Genomic DNA, 19,603 nt, shown 5'->3' on the forward strand with positions numbered 1-19,603 from the left:
CTCAGCGTGCTGCGATTCCGACACGACGCTCCATCCATCGAACGAGTAGGGATGCCGAGTAGCTCACGATCAGGAACAGGATGCCCGCGATCGTGATCGGCTCGACGTACCGGAACGCATCGGAGCCCGCCTCGTAGGCGGTGCCCACGACGTCCAGCACACCGATGGTCAGCAGCAGCGGGGTCTCCTTGAGCATGGAGATCGTGTAGTTGCCCAACGCGGGCAGCACCCTCGGGATGGCCTGCGGCAGGATCACGGCCGTCCAGGTGCGGGTTCTCGGCAGGCTGAGCGCCGTCGCCGCCTCCCACTGCCCCTTGGGCACCCCCTCGATCCCCGCCCGGTACACCTCTGCCGAGTAGGTCGCGTAGTGCACGCCGAAGGTGACGACACCCGTCGTGATCGGATCCAGCGTCACCCCGAAGGTGGGGAACACGGTGAACACGAAGAACACCTGCACCAGCAACGGGGTGCTGCGGATGAACTCGATGAACAACCAGGTGATGGTGCTGACGATCCGGATCGGGGACCGCCGCAACAGTGCCAGCACCAGGCCGAGCGCGTAGGCGAGGATCGAACCGAGAACGGTCACCTGGATCGTGACGAGCATGCCGTCCACGACGATGTCGGGGAGTACCTCCCAGGCGAAGTCCCAGTCCCAGATGTCAACTGCGGACTGCATCTACTTCACCCCCTTGGAGTCGGCGAGTCCCAGGTCCTTGTTCCGGTTGAACGAGGAGAAGAACGCCTGGCGCGGCGGCGGCGTCCTGCCGACGAGCGCGGCCGCCCTGCGCTCGAGCAGCCGCATGCCCATGGTGATCAGGATGGCGAGCACCAGGTAGAACACCAGCACGATGGTCCAGATGGTGGCCGCCTCGGAGATGTTCCTCGGGAGCACGACCCGGTGTGCCTGCCGGGTCATCTCGGCAACGCCGATGATCGTCAGCAACGCGCTGCCCTTGAGCAGCTGGATGAACAGGTTGTTGAACGGTGGCACCATCTCGACCAGCGCCTGCGGCAGGATCACCCGCCGCATCCGCTGAGCCGGTGTCAGGTTGAGCGCGACGGCACCCTCGTGCTGTGCCTTCGGCACGGACTGCACGGCGCCGCGGACGATCTCCGCACCGTACGCGCCGAAGTTCGCGCCGAGCACGAGGATGCCGACGGCCATGGGCACGATCTGGAAGCCCGTCAGCACCGGCAGCACGAAGGCGATCCACAGCAGCTGGACCACCTCGGACGTGCCGCGCCAGATCTCCACGTAGACCCGGGCCACCGCCCGGACAGCCCGGAAGCGCGACAGCAGGGCAAGCCCGAAGATCACGGCCAGCACGGTCGCGAGCGCGATGCCCCCGAGCGTTGCCTCCACCGTCAGCAACATGCCTTCGAGAATTATCGAGGCGAATTCGGGCACTTTCTCGAACATGACGGCTCTTACCGTGTCCGGGTTCGGGTCACTCGCCCGCGCACAGCTGTTCGGTGGTCACGTCCTCCGGCGGCAGGTTGTCCTCGGTGAACCCGAACGGCTTGACGATCTCGAGCCACTCGCCGCTTTCGTGCAGCTTGGCCAGCTCGGCGTTGAACGCCTCGACCAGATCGGTCTCACCCTTGCGGAAGACGAAACCGCCTGCCTGGATCTGCGGCTTGCCGTCGACCTCGGGCACGAAGCCCTCCGTCACCTCCAGCGGCGCGCCCGGGTTCTGCTCGATCAGTTCCCGCAACGAGATGTCGGTCAGCGCGCCGCAGTAGGCCCGCTTGTTGACCAGTGCCTGGAACAGCTCCGGCTGGCCCTCGTAGGTCTGGATGTTGCCCGCGGGAATACCGGTCGCCTCGGCGACGGACTTCTCGATCGTGCCGCCCAGCACCGCCACCGTCAGCCCCTTGGCCTTGACGTCCTCGAAGGTGGCGACGCCCTCCGGGTTGCCCGTCGGCACCATGAAGGCGGTGGGCGTGATGTAGTCGACCGCGGAGAACGCGGCGTTCTCGCAGCGGTCGGGCTTGATGGCCATGCCCGCCGCCACCATGTCGTACTGGCTGGCGTTCAACGCCTGGATCAGCTGGCCGAACTCGACCTGCTCTGCTTCCACCTCGTTGATGCCCATGGCCTTGAAGACCGCCTTGGCGACCTCGGGCGCCTCGCCGGTGACCTCGCCGTTCTCGGTATAGCCGTAGGGGACCTCCCCCGCGATCCCGACCTTGATCCGTCCCGCTTCGCGGATCCGTTCCAGGGTGCCGCCTTCGCCGCTGCCGCCCTCCGGTACCTCGGAACAGGCCGTCAGCAGTGCCGGGCCACCGATGATGGCACCGCCGGCAACCGCGCCGAACCTGAAGAAGTCCCGTCGTGTCCAGTTACCCATCGCCATCGTCAGTTCCTCACATGCGTTCGCTCGGCGTAAATCGCGTCTCGATGGCAACTCAACGTAGGGGGCGACGTCACCACTGGTCAAAGTCCGGCATAAGATCAACGGCGTCCGTTAGGCAACCGAAACATTGGATCGCAACGGCAGCGGACCAGGGCACGCAGATCTCCTCTCTGACGCTCTCCGTGCCCGGCACATTACTCTCGGCGATACCGGTCGGGGCCACGATCCGCGGCCACTCACCGCATTTCACACATCCGGGTGAGCACCCTGGACGATTGATTCCGTGTGAAGTGGCTTGCACGACAAGTGCCGTCAATGGGCCGTTCAGGGCGCCCAGCGCCCTGAACGCGCCTTTCAGGGCAATGCCAATCATCTAGTCCAGGCCGTGCGCCGTCCTGATGACGGCGACGATCTCGTTCATGATCTCGGTCAGCTCGTAGTCCTTCGGCGTGAACACCCGCGCGACGCCGCTTTCCCGCAGCGTCTGCGCGTCGGCGGGCGGCACGATGCCCCCCACGACGACCGGGACGTCCGCCGCGCCCGCCTCCCGCAGCCCGTCGACGACGTCCGGCACCACCGCGAGGTGTGAGCCGGACAGGATCGACAGGCCGACCACGTGCACACCCTCCTGCACGGCTGCGGCCACGATCTCCGCCGGGGTCAGGCGAATGCCCTGGTAGACGACCTCGAACCCGACGTCGCGGGCACGGACCGCGATCTGTTCCGCGCCGTTGGAGTGCCCGTCGAGACCCGGCTTGCCGACCAGCATCCGCAGCCGGCCGCCGAGCTGCTCGCCGGTCCCCCGGACCCGTTCCCGCACCGCGGCGAGCCCACCGTCGCCGGCGCCGCCGGAGGACGCGCCGGACACGCCGGTCGGTGCGCGGTACTCACCGAACACCGCGCGCAGCGCACCAGCCCACTCCCCCGTCGTCACACCCGCCTTCGCGCACGCGAGCGTGGCCTCCATGAGGTTCTCGTCGGTGCGGGCGGTCGCCGCGAGCAACTCCAGCGCCTTGTCCACCTCGGACTGGTTGCGGTCGTCGCGCCAGCGCCTGATCGCCTCGACCGCTTCCTGCTCCACCTCGGCCTTGATGGTCTCGATGGCGCCCTCACCCTCGAGCGGGCTCGGTTCGGTGTTCTCGAACCGGTTGACACCGACCACGATCTCCTCGCCCGCCTCGATCCGGCGGCGGCGCTCGGCGAGGGAGGCGACGAGCTGGGTCTTCATGTACCCGCTCTCGACGGCCGCGACGGCGCCGCCCATCTCCTGCACGCGCTCGATCTCGGCCTTGGCGCCACTGACGATCTCGTCTACTTTGGACTCGATGACGGGTGATCCGTCGAAGATGTCCTCGTACTCCAGCAGATCCGTCTCGTAGGCGAGCACCTGCTGCATGCGCAGCGCCCACTGCTGGTCCCACGGCGTCGGCAGGCCGAGCGCCTCGTTCCACGCGGGCAGCTGGATCGCGCGGGCGCGTGCGCTGCGGGACAGGGAGACCGCGAGCATCTCCAGCACGATGCGCTGCACGTTGTTCTCGGGCTGCGCCTCGGTCAGGCCGAGCGAGTTGACCTGCACGCCGTAGCGGAACCGGCGGTGCTTCGGATTCTCGACGCCGTAGCGGTCGCGCGTGATCTCGTCCCACAGCCGGGCGAGCGCGCGCATCTTGCACATCTCCTCGACGAACCGCACTCCGGCGTTGACGAAGAAGGAGATGCGGGCGACGACGTCGCCCATCTTCTCCCGCGGCACCTGCCCGGAGTCACGGACCGCGTCGAGCACGGCGATGGCCGTGCACATGGCGTACGCGACCTCCTGGACCGGCGTCGCACCCGCCTCCTGCAGGTGGTAGCTGCAGATGTTCGTGGGGTTCCACTTCGGCACGTTCGCCACCGTCCAGGCCACCATGTCGGTGATCAGGCGCAGGCTCGGCCCTGGCGGGAACACGTACGTGCCGCGGGACAGGTACTCCTTGATGATGTCGTTCTGGGTGGTGCCCGCGAGCTTGCCGACGACCTCGTGCCAGTCCGCGCCCTGCTCCTCGGCCTGTTCCTGGGCGAGGGAGACGTAGAGCGCGAACAGCCACATGGCGGTGGCGTTGATCGTCATCGAGGTGTTGGCCTCGGCGAGCGGGATGCCGTCGAACAGCTGCCGCATGTCGCCGATGTGGCTGACGGGGACACCGACCTTGCCGACCTCACCGCGCGCGAGCACGTGGTCGGGGTCGTAGCCGGTCTGCGTCGGCAGGTCGAAGGCGACCGACAGCCCGGTCTGGCCCTTCTCCAGGTTGCGCCGGTAGAGCCGGTTGGACGCGGCCGCCGAGGAGTGGCCGGCGTAGGTCCGCATCACCCATGGCCGATCGCGTTCGGCGTCGGATGGGTACGGCATCGGAACCACCTCCGTTGACGCGGGTCATTCGAATGTACTGGCCGGTAACCTGCTCGGCAGCACGTGTGTGGTGAATGCCGCAGCGACACCTGGTGCGGGGCCGGTCACCGCGCGACAATGGCAGGGTGTCCATGCTGCTGATCCTGCTGGTCGGCATGTGCGTGATGGCGTTGTTCGCGCTCCTGTTGCGGTGGGCGTCGAGCCTGGACACCGACGAGGCGCACCGCAAGGACTACGGCCTGCTGCGCGAGGTGGCGAAGGTGCCGTCACCGACGGCGGCCAGGGTGGTGGAGGAACGTCTGCAGGAGGTGGGCGTGCGTGCCACCACCGTCCCCGACCCGGAGGGTGAGGGGATGCGGGTGCTGGTGTTCCCCACCGACCGCGAGGTCGCGATCCGGACGTTGCTCGCGGACTGAGCCGTTCATCACGGGCGAAACGCGCCTGGTTCTGCCGGTCCGCTCCCGGAACGCGGCAACGTCAGGAGGCGAGGTAGCGAAGGATCGCGAGCACCCGCCGGTGGTACTCGGAGTCCGTGCCGATGCCCAGCTTGTAGAAGATCGAGTTGACGAACTTCTCCACTCCCGACCGCGACACGTGCATCCGCTTGGCGATCGCGTTGTTGGTGTGGCCCTCGGCCATCATCTTGAGCACTTCCAGCTCCCGCTCGGTGAGCGTCGTGAGCGGGTCGGCCTTCGAGGTGCGGGACACCAGCCGCCGCACCACCTCGGGGTCGAAGGCCGCCCCGCCCTCCGCGACCCGGCTGAGCGCGTCGAGGAACTCCCCGACCTGCGTGACCCGATCCTTGAGCAGGTAGCCGACCTTGCCCTGGTCCCGTCCGAGCAGCTGACCGGCATACCGCGTCTCCACGTACTGGGAGAGGACGAGCACCCCGACCTGGGGCCACCGCTCCTGAATCGACAGCGCGGCCCGCAACCCTTCGTCGGTGTGGGTGGGCGGCATCCGGACGTCGGTGACCACCACGTCGGGTAACTCCCGCCCGGTGACCTCGACGAGGGACTCCCCGTCCGCCACAGCGGACACGACGTCGTGCCCTTCCTCGGCAAGCAGCCGAACCAGCCCTTCACGCAACAACGTGGAGTCCTCAGCCAGGACAATCCTCACGACATTCCCCCAACCCACGTCAACTCACACATGAAGCCATACGACCCCGATTCACGTCGTTCCCGGCAAACCCTCATGCCGCGCCCTTTGTCGAAGCCCTGCCCCCGAACTCGGCTCACACAGTCACCAGAACCGGTAACCAGGCCCGAACCACGGTAGGCCCACCAACCGGACTGTCCACAGTGAACACGCCGTCCGCGGCGGCGACCCGGCTGGCCAACCCCGACAAGCCGGACCCGACCGGATCCGCGCCCCCGCACCCGTCGTCCCGGACGACCACCACGATCCCGCCCTCCTCGGCAAGCACGCCGATCTCGATCCGCGACGGCGCGCCGTGCTTCAGCGCATTGGTGACCGCCTCCGAAGCCACGAAGTAGGCGACCGTCTCCGTGGGCAGGTCCAGCCGCTCCCCCAGCCCGTACCGCAACGACACCGGCACGCTCGACCGCTCGGCGACGCCCTCCAGCGCCGTGTGCAACCCGCCCTCGTCCAACGCGGTCGGGTACACCCGCCACGTCACCTCCCGCAGGTCACGCAACGCCTGCTGCGACTCCTCATGTGCCTGTCGCAGCAACTCCTCGGCGCGCTCCGGTTCGGTTGCCCGGCGCGCCCTGCCCAACAGCAGGCCCAGCGCCACGAGCCGCTGCTGCACACCGTCGTGCAGATCGCGTTCGATCCGGCGGCGTTCGTCGTTGATCGCCTCGACCACCCCCGCGCGCGTGATGGCGAGTTGGGACACCCGCCTGCGCAGCAGCTCCTCCTCGGTCGGTCCGAGGTACTGGTCGGCAAGGGACCGATCGAGGATCGTGACTCCGATCAGGCCCCACACCGCTCCGAACAGGAGGACCATCCCCATCACCGCGATCGCGACGATCTCGGCCCAGGTGTTGCTCTCCTCCCCACCGCCGACGGGCCGGCCGGCCACGACCTGCGACGTCATGATCACGGCGGCCCCGGAACCGATGGCGACGAGCCCGAGGATCGCCGCACCGATCAGGCCGACGACCATCCTGCGGACCAGGTAGGACTGGGTGCGTGGCCAGGTGGGCCGCACACACAGGAGGTCGTCGAAGTTCAGGTAGGTGACAAGCCTGCGGCGGTTGAGCTCGACGAGCTTCCTGCCGAGCCCCTCGATGCCCGGACGCGCGGCGGGTACCGCGTGCACCGGCGTGAGCACGACGACCAGCACCATCTCCGCGAGCGCGATGAGACCACCCAGCGTGAGGCCCACCGTGCCCCGGCAGGCACGGTGGAAACGGGTGCGGAGAGATGGCATGTGGCCAGGTTAGCGAGGGTGCGGCGGGTGCGAACTGTGGTTCTCCACAAGAATCGACTGCGGAGAACCACAGGCAAATCGGGCGGATCACCTCATGGCGCGCCCACGTTCGGACACATAGCGTTGCGATCATCCACAACGAGCAGAAGGAGCCAGTAGATGATCGTGGCAGCCGCCGACCAGCCAGGAGGTCTCGCCGGCCTGGCGGTCGACCTCATGGACAAGCTGGGCGGGCCGGGCGCGGCGTTGCTCGTCGGCATCGACAACATCTTCCCGCCGATGCCGAGCGAGCTCGTGCTGCCACTGGCCGGCTTCTCCGCGAGCCAGGGCACCATGAGCCTGTTCATGGCGCTGTTCTGGACGACGCTCGGCTCCGTGGCGGGCGCGCTGCTCACCTACTGGCTCGGAGCGTGGCTCGGCCGCGACCGGGTCAGGTCCCTGATCATCCGCGCCCCGTTGATGAAGGCCTCCGACTTCGACCGCACCGAACGCTGGTTCCAGAAACACGGCACGAAAGCCGTGTTCTTCGGGCGCATGATCCCGCTGTTCCGCAGCCTCATCTCGTTACCCGCGGGCGTCGAGCGAATGCCGATGTGGCAGTTCCTGTCCCTGACCACCCTCGGCAGCCTGATCTGGAACTCGGGCTTCGTGGTGGCCGGCTACCTGCTCGGCGCCAACTGGCAGGTGGTCGACGAGTACGCGGGCATCTTCCAGAAGGTGGTCATCGTCGCGGTGACACTCGCGATCGTGCTTTTCGTCGTCGTCCGGGTACGCGACCGCAGACGAAGCAGGAGCACGGGTGAATAGCCGGGGTGCGGGGTCAGTTGCGTTCCGGGTCACCCGCGACGCGGCGGACGTCGGCGCCCAGCTTGACCAGGTTCTCCACCAGGCCCGGGTAGCCGCGGTCGATGTGGAAGACGTCCCACACCTCGGTGACCCCCTCGGCGCACAGGCCGGCCAGCACCAGACCGACGCCCGCGCGGATGTCGGAGGCCCACACCGGGGCGCTCGACAGGCGTTCGACGCCGCGGACCACGGCGTGGTGGCCGTCGGTGCGGGCGTCCGCACCGAGGCGGACCATCTCCTCGATGAAACGGAACCTGGCCTCGAACAGGTTCTCGGTGATCATCGAGGTGCCGTCGGCGATGGAGGTCAGTGCGATGGCGAACGGCTGGAGGTCGGTGGCGAACCCCGGGTAGGGCAGCGTCACGAAGTCGACCGCGGTCGGCCGGTTGTGCTGGACCACGCGGAACGCGTTGTCGCCGGTGATGGTCACCTCGGCGCCCGCGGTGCGCAGCTTCTCGAGGACCAGGTCGAGGTGGTGGGGGTCGACACCGCGCACGGTGACGTCACCCCTGGTCATCGCGGCGGCGAACGCCCAGGTGGCACCTACGATCCGGTCGCCGATCACGCGGTGTTCGGTCGGCTGGAGAGCCGTCACGCCGTGGACGGTGAGAGTGGACGTACCAACGCCCTCGATCTTGCCGCCCATCTGCTGGAGCATCGTGCACAGGTCGGCGATCTCCGGCTCGCGGGCCGCGTTGTCGATCACCGTGGTGCCGTTCGCGAGGACGGCGGCCATCAGGATGTTCTCGGTCGCGCCGACGCTGGGGAAATCCAGCCAGATCTGGGCGCCGTGCAGCCCTTCTGCCTCCGCGACGACGCAGCCGTGCTCGATCTCGCTGTGGGCGCCGAGCTGACGAAGTCCGTTCTGGTGCATGTCGAGCGGCCGCACGCCGATCGCGTCGCCACCCGGGAGCGCGACCACGGCCCGCTTGCAGCGGCCGACCAGCGGCCCCAGCACGCACACCGACGCGCGGAGCTTGCCCATCGCGGGCGAGTCGGCGCGGTGGTTGAGGTCGGCGGGCGTGGTGATGGAAACCGTGTCGGTCTCGATGGTCACCTCGCAGCCGAGGCTGCGCAGGACCTCTCCCATCAACGGCACGTCCAGGATCTGTGGGCAGTTGGTGAGCGTCGTCGTGCCCTCGGCCAGCAACGCGGCCGCCATCAGCTTCAACACGCTGTTCTTGGCGCCGACCACGTCGACCTCACCGGCCAAACGGGCGCCGCCATGTACCTGGAAGTGCTCTGTCACGAGCGCCCATCATGCCCCAGCCGCACGCGGGGTCGCGCGCCACCCGGGGTCCGCGCGGTCCGCTACCCTCGCCACCCGGTCGTCTAGCAAGGGGTCGTCTGTGAGGTTCCTGTCGCGCTTCGCGAACCCGTCCGGGTTCGTGCTGGTGCTGCTGCTGTTCTTCCTGTTGCCGTTCGTCTCCGCGTCGTGTGACGTACCCGGCTACGGCGAGGCGGGCGCGACCTACACCGGCAGTCACCTCGTCAGCGGCGTCGACCCCGAGGTGCCCGCCGAGCTGCAGGAGCTGGCCAACGACCCGGAGAGCCCGACCGCGCTCACCGACCCGCCCGACCCCGGCGTCCAGCTGCTCGCGATCGCGCTGGCCGTCCTCGCGGCGGCAGGCGTCCTCACGGTGCTGATCCCGCACCTGAAGGCACGCCTGCTCAGCGGCGCGGCGCTGGCGGCGGCCACGCTGGTCGTGACCGTCGTGACGATGAGCGTCGCCCAGTCGAACCTGCAGAACGCGCTGGTCGACTGGGCCCGGCAGACCGGCGCCGCCGAGAACGAGGACGGTGACCGGCTGCGGACCGCCGTGGCCGAGGTGACCCACACCGAGACCGGCTTCTGGCTGATGGTCGTACTGCTGGCCCTCATCACGCTGATGGCCACGGCCCTTGGCCTGCTGGGCGACCGTCTCACAGCGGTGCTGGCCGACCGGGAGTCCGGTGCCGAACGGCCGAGCGGTTTCCCGTTCGGCAGATCGGACGACTGACGGGTCGACCGCGCCCCGACGCGGCGGCGGCGATCATGGTTGACCTCCACCAAGCTGGAGGTTGCACGCTGGGGTCCTGCTGAGTGGAGGACAGATGCGTGCGGTGTGGTTGCGGGAGTTCGGCGGACCCGAGGTGCTGACGGCCGGAGACGCGCCGGACCCGGTCGCGGAGCCGGGACGCGTGGTGGTGGACGTCGAGTTCGCCAACATCACGTTCGTCGAGACCCAGTTCCGTGCCACCGGGAACGGGCCGTTCGCGGTGACGTTGCCGATGGTGCCCGGCAACGGGGTGGGCGGTGTGGTCGCGGCGGTGGGCGCAGGCGTCCCGGCCGACCTCGTCGGCGCGCGGGTCATCACCAGCACCGGCGGGTCCGGCGGCTACGCGGAACGGGTCGCTGTCGACTCGACGGCGTTGTTCCGGGTACCGGCCGAGGTCCCGATGGACGTGGCGGTGGCCCTGCTGGCGGATGGCAGGACCGCGACGATGATGACGTGTGCCGCCCGGCTGCGGGCAGGTGACCGGGTGCTGGTCGAGGCCGCCGCGGGTGGGGTCGGCAGCCTGACCGTGCAGCTGGCGAAGGCGGCCGGCGCGACGGTGGTCGCCGCGGTGGGCGGCACGCGGAAGCAGGGCGTGGCACGTGACCTGGGCGCGGACATCACCGTCGACTACACCGGCGATGGCTGGCCGGAGCGGGTGCGTGACGCGGTCGGCGCGGTGGACGTGGTGTTCGACGGCGTGGGCGGCGACATCGGCCGCACGGCGTTCGACCTGCTCGACCGCGGTGGCCGCATGGTGAGCTTCGGCCTGTCGAGCGGCACGTGGACCGCGATCGGCGACGAGGAGGCCACCGCACGCGGAGTGACCCTCGTCCGTCCGGCGGCGACCCCGGACGAGCTGCGCGGTCACACGGAGAGCGCGCTCGCCGAGGCCGCGGCGGGACGCCTGCGCCCGGTCATCGGCCAACGTTTCCCGCTGGCCAGGGCAGCGGACGCGCACGCGGCGATCCAGTCGCGCGCCACGATCGGCAAGACACTGCTGGAAACCGGATGACCGGTCAGCTCGCGAGGTCGTTCAGCAGCAGGGGAATCAGGCGTTCCTCCATCACCGCGCTGCCGTGTGCGGTCATCGTCTCGGCGAGCAGCGGGTCCCAACCGCTCGTGGCCGCGGCGCCTTTCAGCGGTTCGGAGTCGCCGGTCTCCAGCGCCGTCAGGTAGTCGGCCGTGCTCATGTGCCACGGGACGGCGTCGTAGCGGTCGACCGCCATCGTGGTGGTGCGCAGACCGGTCCAGTCGAAGTCACCGCGCCAGTGGATCCGGCCGCGCGCCGCGCCGAGGAGCTTGTGGCACGCCGCGGACGGCTGGCCCTCGGTGCAGATCAGCGGTGCGCTGGACTCGCCGAGTTCCGCCGCGGCCGCGCGGAGCACCGCCGGGTTCTCACACACGTGGATGTCCGGCGCCACGACGGTGAGCGGGTCGGTGCTCAGCTGGTGCAGGGTCAGCCGGAACGGGATGCCGAACCCGGCGGCGTCACGGAGCCAGTCGGCCACGACGTGCGTGTCCGACGTGGGCAGGTTGAGCACCAGCACCTGGCTGGCCAGATCGTCGACCACCACCCCGGCGGACTCCCACAGTGCCCTCCGCTGTTCCGCGTTCGCCGGGGCGGGTGCCGCTGCGCGGAGTGCGAGCGCACGCAGGACGAGCGTCGCCAGCGAGGTGCCGGACAGCGCCTTCGTGTTGCCGGTCGCCCACTCGGCGAGCACGGGCAGTGGCAGGTCGGCCGCGGGCAGCCGGTTGAGCACCTCCGCTGCCCAGCCGAGCTGGTCGGCCTCCCCGCGCCGCACCAGCCTCGTCGCCGTGCCGTCGGCGAGCAGTCCGGTCAGCCACTGGCCGAACCACGGCTCCCCGTCGTGCGCGGCGCACCGCTCGCGCGCGTCGGTGATCGCGTCCGCACGGACCGTTTCCTCAGAAGCCCGTTCCGCGGAACGGTTGCGCACCGGACCGCCGTGCCTGGCCAGTGCGGCGTGCAGACCGATCCCGCAGGCGTCGCGCACCGCCTCGTCCACCTCGGCCAGCTCCACCCGCAGGGTGGCCACGTCCGCGCCCCGGTGCCGGCCGGTGATCCCGATGATCACCCGGCGTTCGGCCTCGGTGGGTTTGCCGATGCCGACGCTGCCCGTCAGCTCCCCCTGTGTGCGTTCGAGCTTGCGGCGAGCGGCTGCCAGCAGTCGCTGCCAGCCCGGGTCCGCGAGCAGTTCGTCGATCATGCCTCACCATCCACTGTGAACTCCCCGGTCAGCATGCCGTCGCCGGTGAGCCTCCTGCGGCGGCCGGGTGAGCCGAGCGCGGCTGCGAGGTCGGTGACCGGCGAGTCCGCGAGGATCTCCTTGCCGTCCCACACCAGCAGCAGCGCGCTGACCGTGTGCTCGGCGGCCGAGTGCGACAGGTCGTAGTGCGCGCACGCGGGCACCGTGTCGTAGGTCGCCCACAGGTCGTACCCGGTCATGAACAGGTCCAGGTCGAACTGGGCGGTCAGCCCCAGCAACTCGCGGCGGCCGTTGTCGTCGACACCGGCGAACGCCTCGTCCAGCGCGAGCAGCCGCGGGCAGGTCGGGGCCGCCGACGACAGCATCACGTGTGCGGCGGCGAACAGCGGCAGGTGCAGCGACACGGACTGCTCGCCACCGGACAGCGTCGAGTGGCGGGACTGCGTCAGCCGCTCCTCGCCACCCTCGCCGGAGACCAGCGTGAACGCGAACACCCGCCACCGCCGGTAGTCGAGCACCTCGGCGAGCAGGTCGGCGTAGGCGCGGTCGCGGTGCTGCGCCCTGGCGTTCTTGATCCGGCTCGCGAAGTGCGCCCGCATCCTGGCCAGCTCGTCAGGACCCAGCCGCGACGCGTGCCGCTCCAGGAGCCTGCTCACCGCCCTGCCTTCCTCGTCCAGCGAGTCCGCCAGCTCCCAGTGCACCCCGACCCCGGCACCGGAGGACATCCGGCGCGTGCGCATCTCGCTGGCCATCCGGCCGATCAGGTCGCGCGCGTCGATCGTGCGTTCGTGGATCTGCTGGGCGAGCCTGCCGAGCAGTGCGTCCTCCAGGATCCGCCGCTCGGACTCGGTCAGCAGCAGCTCCTGGTCCCGGCGGGCGGCGGTGATCCGGTCGGCGAAGGCGCCGATGGGGGCGAACCCGTGCTCGTCCGCGACCCGCACGATGATCACGTCGTCGTCGGTCTGCCACTCCGGCCGGTAGTCGTGCCCGGCCGCGGACAGCTGGGCCTGCATCTCGTCGAGCGCCTTGGACACCCTGGTCTTGCTGGACTTCAGCGAGGCCTCGGTGGGCCGCAACTCCGTGGTGACCGACGCGATCGCGTCCTGTAGCTCCACGACCGCCCCGGGCAGTGCGCCGACCGGACTGTCCGGAGTGGACACCAGCGCCGCTGCCGCGGCCGCCGCCAGCCCGGCCGGGTCCTGCCAGGCCGTCTCGGTGCCCGGCCAGCCGACGCCGGCGGGCACACGCAGCAGGTCGAGCAGTTCCCGGTGTGCGTACGGGGCGAGCCTGCGGGCGTCGTTCTGCGCCTCGGTGATCGCGGTGGTCAGCGTGGCCGTGGCGCCGCTGACCGCTTCCCCGGCCGCTTTCGCCTCGCCGAACGCGTCCCGGTGCTCCTTCTGCCTCGCCCTGAGCGTGTGTTCCCACTCGTCGATCCGGTCGCGGGTGGCGGCGACCTGCCTCAGCACGTCCTCGACGTCGGCGCCGACCGTGGCACGCAGCGTGGCCAGCCCTTCTGCCTGCTCGGCGTGTTCGGTCTCCTTGTCACCCGCCTCGTCGGCCAGCCCCACCGCGTTCTCCTGTGCGGCACGGAGTTCACGCTCGGCGGTTCCGACCTGTCCGGCGAGCGTGCGTTCCTGCCGCCGGGCCGATGTCAGGTCGGCGGCAGCACCGGCGAACCGGCCGACGGCGGCGTCGACCCGGGCGATCCCGTCCCGGTCGGGCGGCAGCGCACGGTCGGCCGCGACCCGGGTCAGCCTGCGTTCCCGGTCACCGACCGCGGCGACCGCGCCGTCGAGGTCCCGGCGTGCGTCGTCGAGGTGCTCCCTCTTGATCCGCAGCGCGACGGCGGCCTCGGCCTGTCCGCGCAACGCGTCGCGGATCCCCCTGGTCGGTGGGAGCTCGCCGCGCGCGGCCGTGACGGCCGCCAGAAGTTCTTGCGCGGCAACGACGCCGCGGTCGAGTTCGGCGATGACCGCGGCCGCGGTCGTGATCCTGTCGTCGAGTTCGGCGAGCCGGGCCGCGCGCCTGCGGGCCCGCGCGGTGGCGCCGATGTACTCGGCGTGGTCCTTGGCGTGCGCGCCGACCTGGATGCCCTGTGCGAACCCACCGCGCGGTGACACGGCCGGGAACACCGGCGGTTCACCGGTGGCGTCGACGACCTCGGCGAGCGCGACCGAGGACAGCACGTCCGCGATCCGTGCCGCGTCGACGGGTGCCTCGTCCTCGGGCACCAGCACGTCCGCCAGTGTGGGACCGGGCGGCCTTCTGCCGACGGGCAGGGGAACCAGGTGGGCGTCGGACCCGTTCGCGTCGAGGACGGAGTCCGGCTGGAGCCACGCGTCCAGCAGGTTGGCCGCCTCCAACGCGGCCTCGACCGCCGCGGCCCGGTCCGCGGGCACGTCGTCGGCGAACCGCACGAGCCGCCACAGTGGACCGCCCGGCCGTCCCGTCCTGTCCGCGGTGCGTGCGGCGAACGGCGCGGGCGCGTCGTCCCGCTCGGCGGCGACCGCCGCCCGTTGTCCGCGCAGCCCGGCCAGCTCGTCGTCGGCGGTGCCGCGCTGCCGCCGCAGTTCCCGCAGCGCGTCCCGGCGGTCCTCGACCGGGGTCGCCGTCAACGCGTCGAACACCTCGGCCAGACCCGGCTCGTCCGGCTCACCGACCCGCGTCAGCGCCGCCGCCAGCCGGGCGTCCACTTCGGACAGAGCTAGTTCCGTGACGGTCGCTTCGTGCCGTGACCACCAGTCGCCCAGCGCCTGCCCGGCGGCCGCGCGGGCCGCCTCGACCGCTCCGTCTTCCTTGTGCAGCAACGACTCCGCGGTGCCGACGGCTTCCTCGGCCTTGCCGAACGCCGCGTCGAGGAGCGACCGTTCTGCCCTGGCCCTGTCGAGTGCGCCCATCACCTCGCGGACGGCGGCGAGGTCGTCCCGGCGTGCCACCAGGCGTGCGGCGACCCGGTCGTCGACGTCGTCCGCGTCGCTGTCCTGCGCGCCCCAGGCGATACCGGCGTCGTGCGCCGCGTCGGCGACCTGCGCCGCGCCTCTCGTCACCTCCCGCGCGGCGTCCGCAAACGCTTCCCTGGTGGTGGCCAGCTCGCGTTCCCGGCGTTCGGCGACCGCGGCGGCCTCGTCGGCCCGCCGCCGGGCCGTGCGCGCCGCCGACTCGAGCCGTCCCACCAGTTCGACGAGCTTGTCGAGCTGCTCCTTGGCCGTGTATGCCTTGCTGCTGCGCAACGAGTCCAGGTGCGCGCGCTGTTTGCCGAGCGCGGCCTCCGCCTCGCCGACCGCGCGCTCGGCGTCCCCGGCGAGCCGGGTCGCGTCCCGGTGCCGGGTCAGCGCCGTGGCCAGCGCGGCACGCGCGTCCTCGACGGCGGCGAGCCGGCCGCCGACCACGTCCGCGGCTGCTCTGGCATGCGTACGCAGGTAGGTGACGTAACTGGTGAGGAACGTCCTGGCCGCCTCGTCGGCCGCCACCAGCCCGCGCAGCGTCCGCTGCACGCTCTCCATGTCGTCGAACGACCGCGCGGCCTCGGCGATGAGACCGTCGTCGAGTGGGCGCAGGCCGTCGGCCAGCGTGCGGGACAGGCCCTTCGGGTCCAGGTGCTTCGCCAGCTGCGGGCGGCGCAGCGTCAGGACGAGTGTCAGCAACTGCTCGTAGCGGTCGATGCCGAGTCCGAACAGCCGGGCGTCGATCGCGGCGCGGTGGTCACCCGGCCGGTCGGTGAGCGCGTCGGGCCCCAGCTCGGCGGCGAGCTGTTTGCGGGTCAGCGGCCGGTCGTCCTGGCCGAGCAGCGAGAAGTCGACCCCGGCGCGGCCGTCCACCACGAAGTACCAGCGGGTCACCCGGTCGTTGTGCTTCTGCGCCCGCAGGCCGACGCCGACGGTGACGAACGAGTCCCCGCAGGCGAACTCCAGCCACACGTACGAGTACGCCGACTCCTGCCCGCGGTAGAGCAGGTTGGACTTCATCGTGCGGTCCTCGCTGGCGAACGGGTTGAGCCTGCGCGGCTCGATCCGCCCGTCGAGCACGAACGGGAACAGCACCTCGAGCGCCTTGGTCTTGCCGGAACCGTTCGGGCCGCGCAGCACCAGCCGCCCGTCGGCGAAGACGAACTCCTCGTCGCGGTAGTCCCACAGGTTCACGATGCCCGCCCGGCTCGGCCGGTAGCGGTCGGCCAGGGCAGGAGCGGCCTGGTCCAATCCTCCTCCTAGTCGAACAGGGTCGGTTCGGTCGTGCGTCCGCGCACGCGGACCACCACGTTGCGGTAGCGGGCGAGCAACGGCAACACCAGCACCCCGCCCGGCACCCGCGCCACCATGCGCAGCTCGGCCAGCAGCTCCAACGCGGCGGCGAGCAACCGTGCCGGGTCGGCCCGCCACTGCGCGGCGAACGTCGAGCCGTAGCGGTCGAGCAGTCCTGACATTGTGGTGGCCAGCCAGCCGTCCTCGACCAGCGGGTACTCGACGGCGTCGCGCTCGGCGGGTTCCGCACGCTGCCCGGTCTCGGCCAGGTCCGCCAGGACGCCGAGCCGCGGCAGCCCGCTGTCGACGGCCTCAGCCAGCTCCCGCTGCCCGCCGTCCGGCGGTGCGAGGTGGACGAGCCGGGGCGCGTCCTGGTCCTCGATCCGTGACGATGCCCGCTCCGCGAGCTCCACTCGGTCGGCGATCTCGTTCACCAGCAGCAGCGCTGTCTGCGCGACCGTGCCGGTGCCGGGGAAACGCCGGTCGGAGAACCCGCCGGAGGTGTCCAGCACCGCGATCCCCTCCGCGCGGCGTTCGGCGGTCAGCCCGGTCAGCCGCTCGACCTCGGCGACCGCGTGCGCACCGCGCAGGAAGTTGCGGACCTCTCCATCGATACCGTCCGCCTCGTAGTAGACGACGGGCCGCTCCACCAGGGCCCGCCTGGCCCGCTGCCCGGCGTGGCGGCGGCGCGCGTCGCGGCCGGTGCCGTTCGCGTCGGCGAGCACCCCGCCGAGCAGCGCGGTGACGCTGTCGATGTGCTGCAGCACCCGCCGTGGCCGGTACACCGCGTTGACCACGTCCCGGTCGACGTCGTAGAGCGCCTCCCCCGCGTACGGGTCGTCGGCCCAGCGCCGCGCGCTGCCGTCGGCCAGCCGCAGCGCGCCGCGGGTCTCCAGCCAGGCCACCGCATCGACGAACGCCGCCCGGTCCGCGGCCCGCTCGGTGGACAGGCCAAGGCCCTCGATCCGCCCGGCGTCGGCGGCGACCGCGTCCGCCAGCTCCGACAGCGCCAGCTGTGTGCCCGCCCGGCCGAGCGCCGCGAGCGTCAACGCGAGGTAGGCGTAGCGCCTGCGGTCGAACGGCCGGTCGGTCGTGGTGCGCGCGGGGCGGCTCGCGTCCAGTTCGTCGGGCGTGCGGATCAGCCGTGCGGTGGTCGGCGTGAGTTCCAGGCGGTAGCCGAACGCCCGGTCCAGGTCGCCGCGGAGCTGGTCGGCCCACCTGCGGACGAGCGGCAGCGCGGCGGCGTCCGGGTAGGACTCGGTCACCAGCGGGTTGACGAGGATCGTGCGCACGGCGCGCTGGTAGGCGGCCAGCTCGAACTCGGGGACGGTCATCGCGGCGCGACCGAAAGTGTGAGCCCGTCCAGGTGCAGGCGACCGCGCACCGTGTCCACCGTGGACGACTCCGGGTGCGGCGACAGGGTCAGCTTGACCCCGTAGGCCGAACCGCTCGTCACCCCGGTGACGGGCACCCTGGCCCCCAGCGCGATGTCCAGCAACGACAGGAGCAGCTCGGTTTCCTCCTCGTCCAGTGTGCGGCCGTACACACCGCCCGCCAGCGACTCCGCCGCGGCCCGCCGGGCCTGCTGCTCGGCGAGCTGCGCCTCGCGGAGGCGTCTGCGGGAGGCGTCGTTGCGCTCCACCTTGGCCGGCGCGCCGGGTGAGGGCGGCTTACCGGTCTCGACCAGGGTCCGGGAGATCTCGACCGGCGGCGCCTCCCACCAGGACCGCCGCGTGGCGACCAGCTCGGCGTCCTGGTGCACGACCGCGACGTGCCGAGGCGCGCCCAGGTTGAACGTGGCCGCGAACAGCGCGTGCGCCGCCTCGTCGTGGGCGGTGCCGGTGAACCAGGCCGCGAGGTGCCGCAGCTGGCTCTCCCTGCTGACCCCGCCCCGCCGCGACTCGGTGACGCGCCGCAGCAGGGCCAGCACACTCGCGATGGCGCTGACGGTGCCGGACTGGAGCCGCTCCGCCTCGCTGGGGTCGCCGCGGAACCAGTGGACGAGCCCGCCCCACCGGTGCCGCCAGTCGGCGAGCCGGTCGGCCGGGGACCGGAAGATCCGCTCGTCCACGCTCGCCGCGAGCTCTGCCATCCGGTCGACGCCGGTCTCCTCGACCGCGCCGAGCGCCGCGGCCAGCTTCGGGGTGTAGCGCGCCAGCTCGGAGGTGAACTCGCGCAGGTGCGCCAGCAGCGCGTCCTTGTGCGCGAGGAACACCTCGGCGCTGGTCTCGGTGGTGCGGGACAGGTCGCCCAGCAGCAGGTAGAACCGGGCGGCCCGCTCCGCCATGTCCGACAACGCGGAGTCCAGCCGGGTCAGCTTGCGGTAGACCTCCTCCGCGTCGCCCTCGGTGTTCGCCGTGGCCAGCGCCAGCAGGTCGGCGAGCAGCTCGGGGAACACCAGCCGCGACAGCACGGCGTCGTCGACGCTGGCACCGAGCACGTCCTCGACCGCGCGGTAGGCCCGGTACCCGGCCTGGGTGAACTGGTAGACGTAGTGCCGGTTGCGGTACTCGGCGAGGTTCGCCGCGCGGGCGCCGTCGTAGCTGCGGTCCAGCACCCGCCAGGTGTGCAGCTGGTCGAGCAGGGGCGTCAGCTCGGCCGGGTCGCCGCCGTCGTGCTCGGCGACGTCGTTGGCGTGCAGGAGCACCTGGTAGTTGGCGCGGGCACGGTCGAAGGCACGCAGCACGCGCAGGTAGTCGGCCCGCTTGTCGGCGGCGGTGAAGTGGAACAGCCGAAGCCGGTCGTCGAGCGCGAACGCGTCGATGCCGAACTCGGTTGTCTCACCTGTCTCGTCCACCACCTGGAAACCCCTCAGGACCTGTCAGGTCTTCCACGCTTGCCGGGCACACTCACCGTCCCTTATGACAGCACGTGGCGGCGGGCGAAGCTCACGAGTGACCGGTAGGCATCCGTCCGCAGCGCCAGGTGCCCGGCCCCAGGGTTCTTCGAGTCCCGCACCGCGGCACCGAACGCCACCTCGACGCAGTTGCTGTCCTCCGCGCTGAAGCTGCTCTTGCGCCAGGTTCCGAACGCGATCTCCACGCAGTTGGCATCACTCGCGCTGAAGCTGCTCTTGCGCCACGGACTGCGGGGCTCGACACGAGCGGTCAT

At 70.9% G+C, this 19,603-nt stretch carries 16 protein-coding genes; 4 read left to right on the forward strand and 12 right to left on the reverse strand.

What is annotated here, in order from left to right:
• Window position 1: 1 nt before the first annotated feature.
• The 4 genes from ehuD to ACFPCV_RS24505 form a co-directional block, all read right to left on the reverse strand.
• On the reverse strand, window positions 2-679 hold the full coding sequence (gene ehuD / locus ACFPCV_RS24490) for an ectoine/hydroxyectoine ABC transporter permease subunit EhuD (protein ID WP_378058635.1): 678 nt from the start codon (window positions 677-679) through the stop codon (window positions 2-4).
• Window positions 680-1,423, reverse strand: coding sequence for an ectoine/hydroxyectoine ABC transporter permease subunit EhuC (gene ehuC / locus ACFPCV_RS24495; protein ID WP_378058636.1), 744 nt, complete (start codon window positions 1,421-1,423; stop codon window positions 680-682).
• A 28-nt stretch (window positions 1,424-1,451) separates the two neighbouring features.
• Window positions 1,452-2,360, reverse strand: a complete 909-nt coding sequence (gene ehuB / locus ACFPCV_RS24500; RefSeq protein WP_378058637.1) for an ectoine/hydroxyectoine ABC transporter substrate-binding protein EhuB — start codon at window positions 2,358-2,360, stop codon at window positions 1,452-1,454.
• A gap of 373 nt (window positions 2,361-2,733) precedes the next feature.
• Complete coding sequence (locus tag ACFPCV_RS24505; protein WP_378058638.1) at window positions 2,734-4,746, reverse strand: methylmalonyl-CoA mutase family protein; 2,013 nt, start codon at window positions 4,744-4,746, stop codon at window positions 2,734-2,736.
• A 125-nt stretch (window positions 4,747-4,871) separates the two neighbouring features.
• Between ACFPCV_RS24505 and ACFPCV_RS24510 the strand changes: the two genes are divergently transcribed.
• On the forward strand, window positions 4,872-5,162 hold the full coding sequence (locus tag ACFPCV_RS24510; RefSeq protein WP_378058639.1) for a hypothetical protein: 291 nt from the start codon (window positions 4,872-4,874) through the stop codon (window positions 5,160-5,162).
• Window positions 5,163-5,223: 61 nt separating this feature from the next.
• Here ACFPCV_RS24510 and ACFPCV_RS24515 read toward each other — a convergent pair whose 3' ends face one another.
• The gene (locus ACFPCV_RS24515; RefSeq protein WP_378058640.1) at window positions 5,224-5,868 is read right to left on the reverse strand and encodes a response regulator transcription factor; all 645 of its coding nucleotides are present in this window, start codon (window positions 5,866-5,868) and stop codon (window positions 5,224-5,226) included.
• 115 nt (window positions 5,869-5,983) lie between these two features.
• The gene (locus ACFPCV_RS24520; protein WP_378058641.1) at window positions 5,984-7,144 is read right to left on the reverse strand and encodes a sensor histidine kinase; all 1,161 of its coding nucleotides are present in this window, start codon (window positions 7,142-7,144) and stop codon (window positions 5,984-5,986) included.
• Window positions 7,145-7,303: 159 nt separating this feature from the next.
• Between ACFPCV_RS24520 and ACFPCV_RS24525 the strand changes: the two genes are divergently transcribed.
• Entirely contained in the window at window positions 7,304-7,951 is a 648-nt protein-coding gene (locus ACFPCV_RS24525; RefSeq protein WP_378058642.1) for a DedA family protein, read from the forward strand.
• Between the two features lie 13 nt (window positions 7,952-7,964).
• On the opposite strand, the gene murA is transcribed toward ACFPCV_RS24525, so the two are convergent.
• Window positions 7,965-9,239, reverse strand: coding sequence for a UDP-N-acetylglucosamine 1-carboxyvinyltransferase (murA, locus tag ACFPCV_RS24530; protein ID WP_378058643.1), 1,275 nt, complete (start codon window positions 9,237-9,239; stop codon window positions 7,965-7,967).
• A gap of 100 nt (window positions 9,240-9,339) precedes the next feature.
• Here murA and ACFPCV_RS24535 point away from each other — a divergent pair, with 100 nt between their 5' ends.
• Window positions 9,340-9,990 (forward strand): hypothetical protein, encoded by a 651-nt coding sequence (locus tag ACFPCV_RS24535; RefSeq protein WP_378058644.1) that lies wholly within the window; start codon window positions 9,340-9,342, stop codon window positions 9,988-9,990.
• A 94-nt stretch (window positions 9,991-10,084) separates the two neighbouring features.
• Window positions 10,085-11,041 carry a zinc-binding dehydrogenase gene (locus tag ACFPCV_RS24540; protein ID WP_378058645.1) on the forward strand — a complete coding sequence of 319 codons (957 nt, stop codon included), beginning with the start codon at window positions 10,085-10,087 and terminating at the stop codon, window positions 11,039-11,041.
• Between the two features lie 4 nt (window positions 11,042-11,045).
• On the opposite strand, the gene ACFPCV_RS24545 is transcribed toward ACFPCV_RS24540, so the two are convergent.
• The 5 genes from ACFPCV_RS24545 to ACFPCV_RS24565 form a co-directional block, all read right to left on the reverse strand.
• Complete coding sequence (locus ACFPCV_RS24545) at window positions 11,046-12,254, reverse strand: TIGR02679 family protein (RefSeq protein ID WP_378058646.1); 1,209 nt, start codon at window positions 12,252-12,254, stop codon at window positions 11,046-11,048.
• A complete protein-coding gene (locus tag ACFPCV_RS24550; protein WP_378058647.1) occupies window positions 12,251-16,450 on the reverse strand; it encodes a TIGR02680 family protein in 4,200 nt (1,399 codons plus the stop codon). Before ACFPCV_RS24550 ends, ACFPCV_RS24545 begins: the two co-directional genes overlap by 4 nt.
• Before the next feature lie 8 nt (window positions 16,451-16,458).
• Window positions 16,459-17,826, reverse strand: a complete 1,368-nt coding sequence (locus ACFPCV_RS24555; protein ID WP_378058648.1) for a DUF2398 family protein — start codon at window positions 17,824-17,826, stop codon at window positions 16,459-16,461.
• On the reverse strand, window positions 17,823-19,289 hold the full coding sequence (locus tag ACFPCV_RS24560; protein WP_378058649.1) for a TIGR02677 family protein: 1,467 nt from the start codon (window positions 19,287-19,289) through the stop codon (window positions 17,823-17,825). The genes ACFPCV_RS24555 and ACFPCV_RS24560 overlap by 4 nt, the downstream gene beginning before the upstream one ends.
• A gap of 62 nt (window positions 19,290-19,351) precedes the next feature.
• Window positions 19,352-19,603, reverse strand: coding sequence for a DUF397 domain-containing protein (locus ACFPCV_RS24565; protein WP_378058650.1), 252 nt, complete (start codon window positions 19,601-19,603; stop codon window positions 19,352-19,354).

Source organism: Actinophytocola glycyrrhizae, assembly GCF_042653545.1.
Lineage (GTDB): Bacteria > Actinomycetota > Actinomycetes > Mycobacteriales > Pseudonocardiaceae > Actinophytocola > Actinophytocola glycyrrhizae.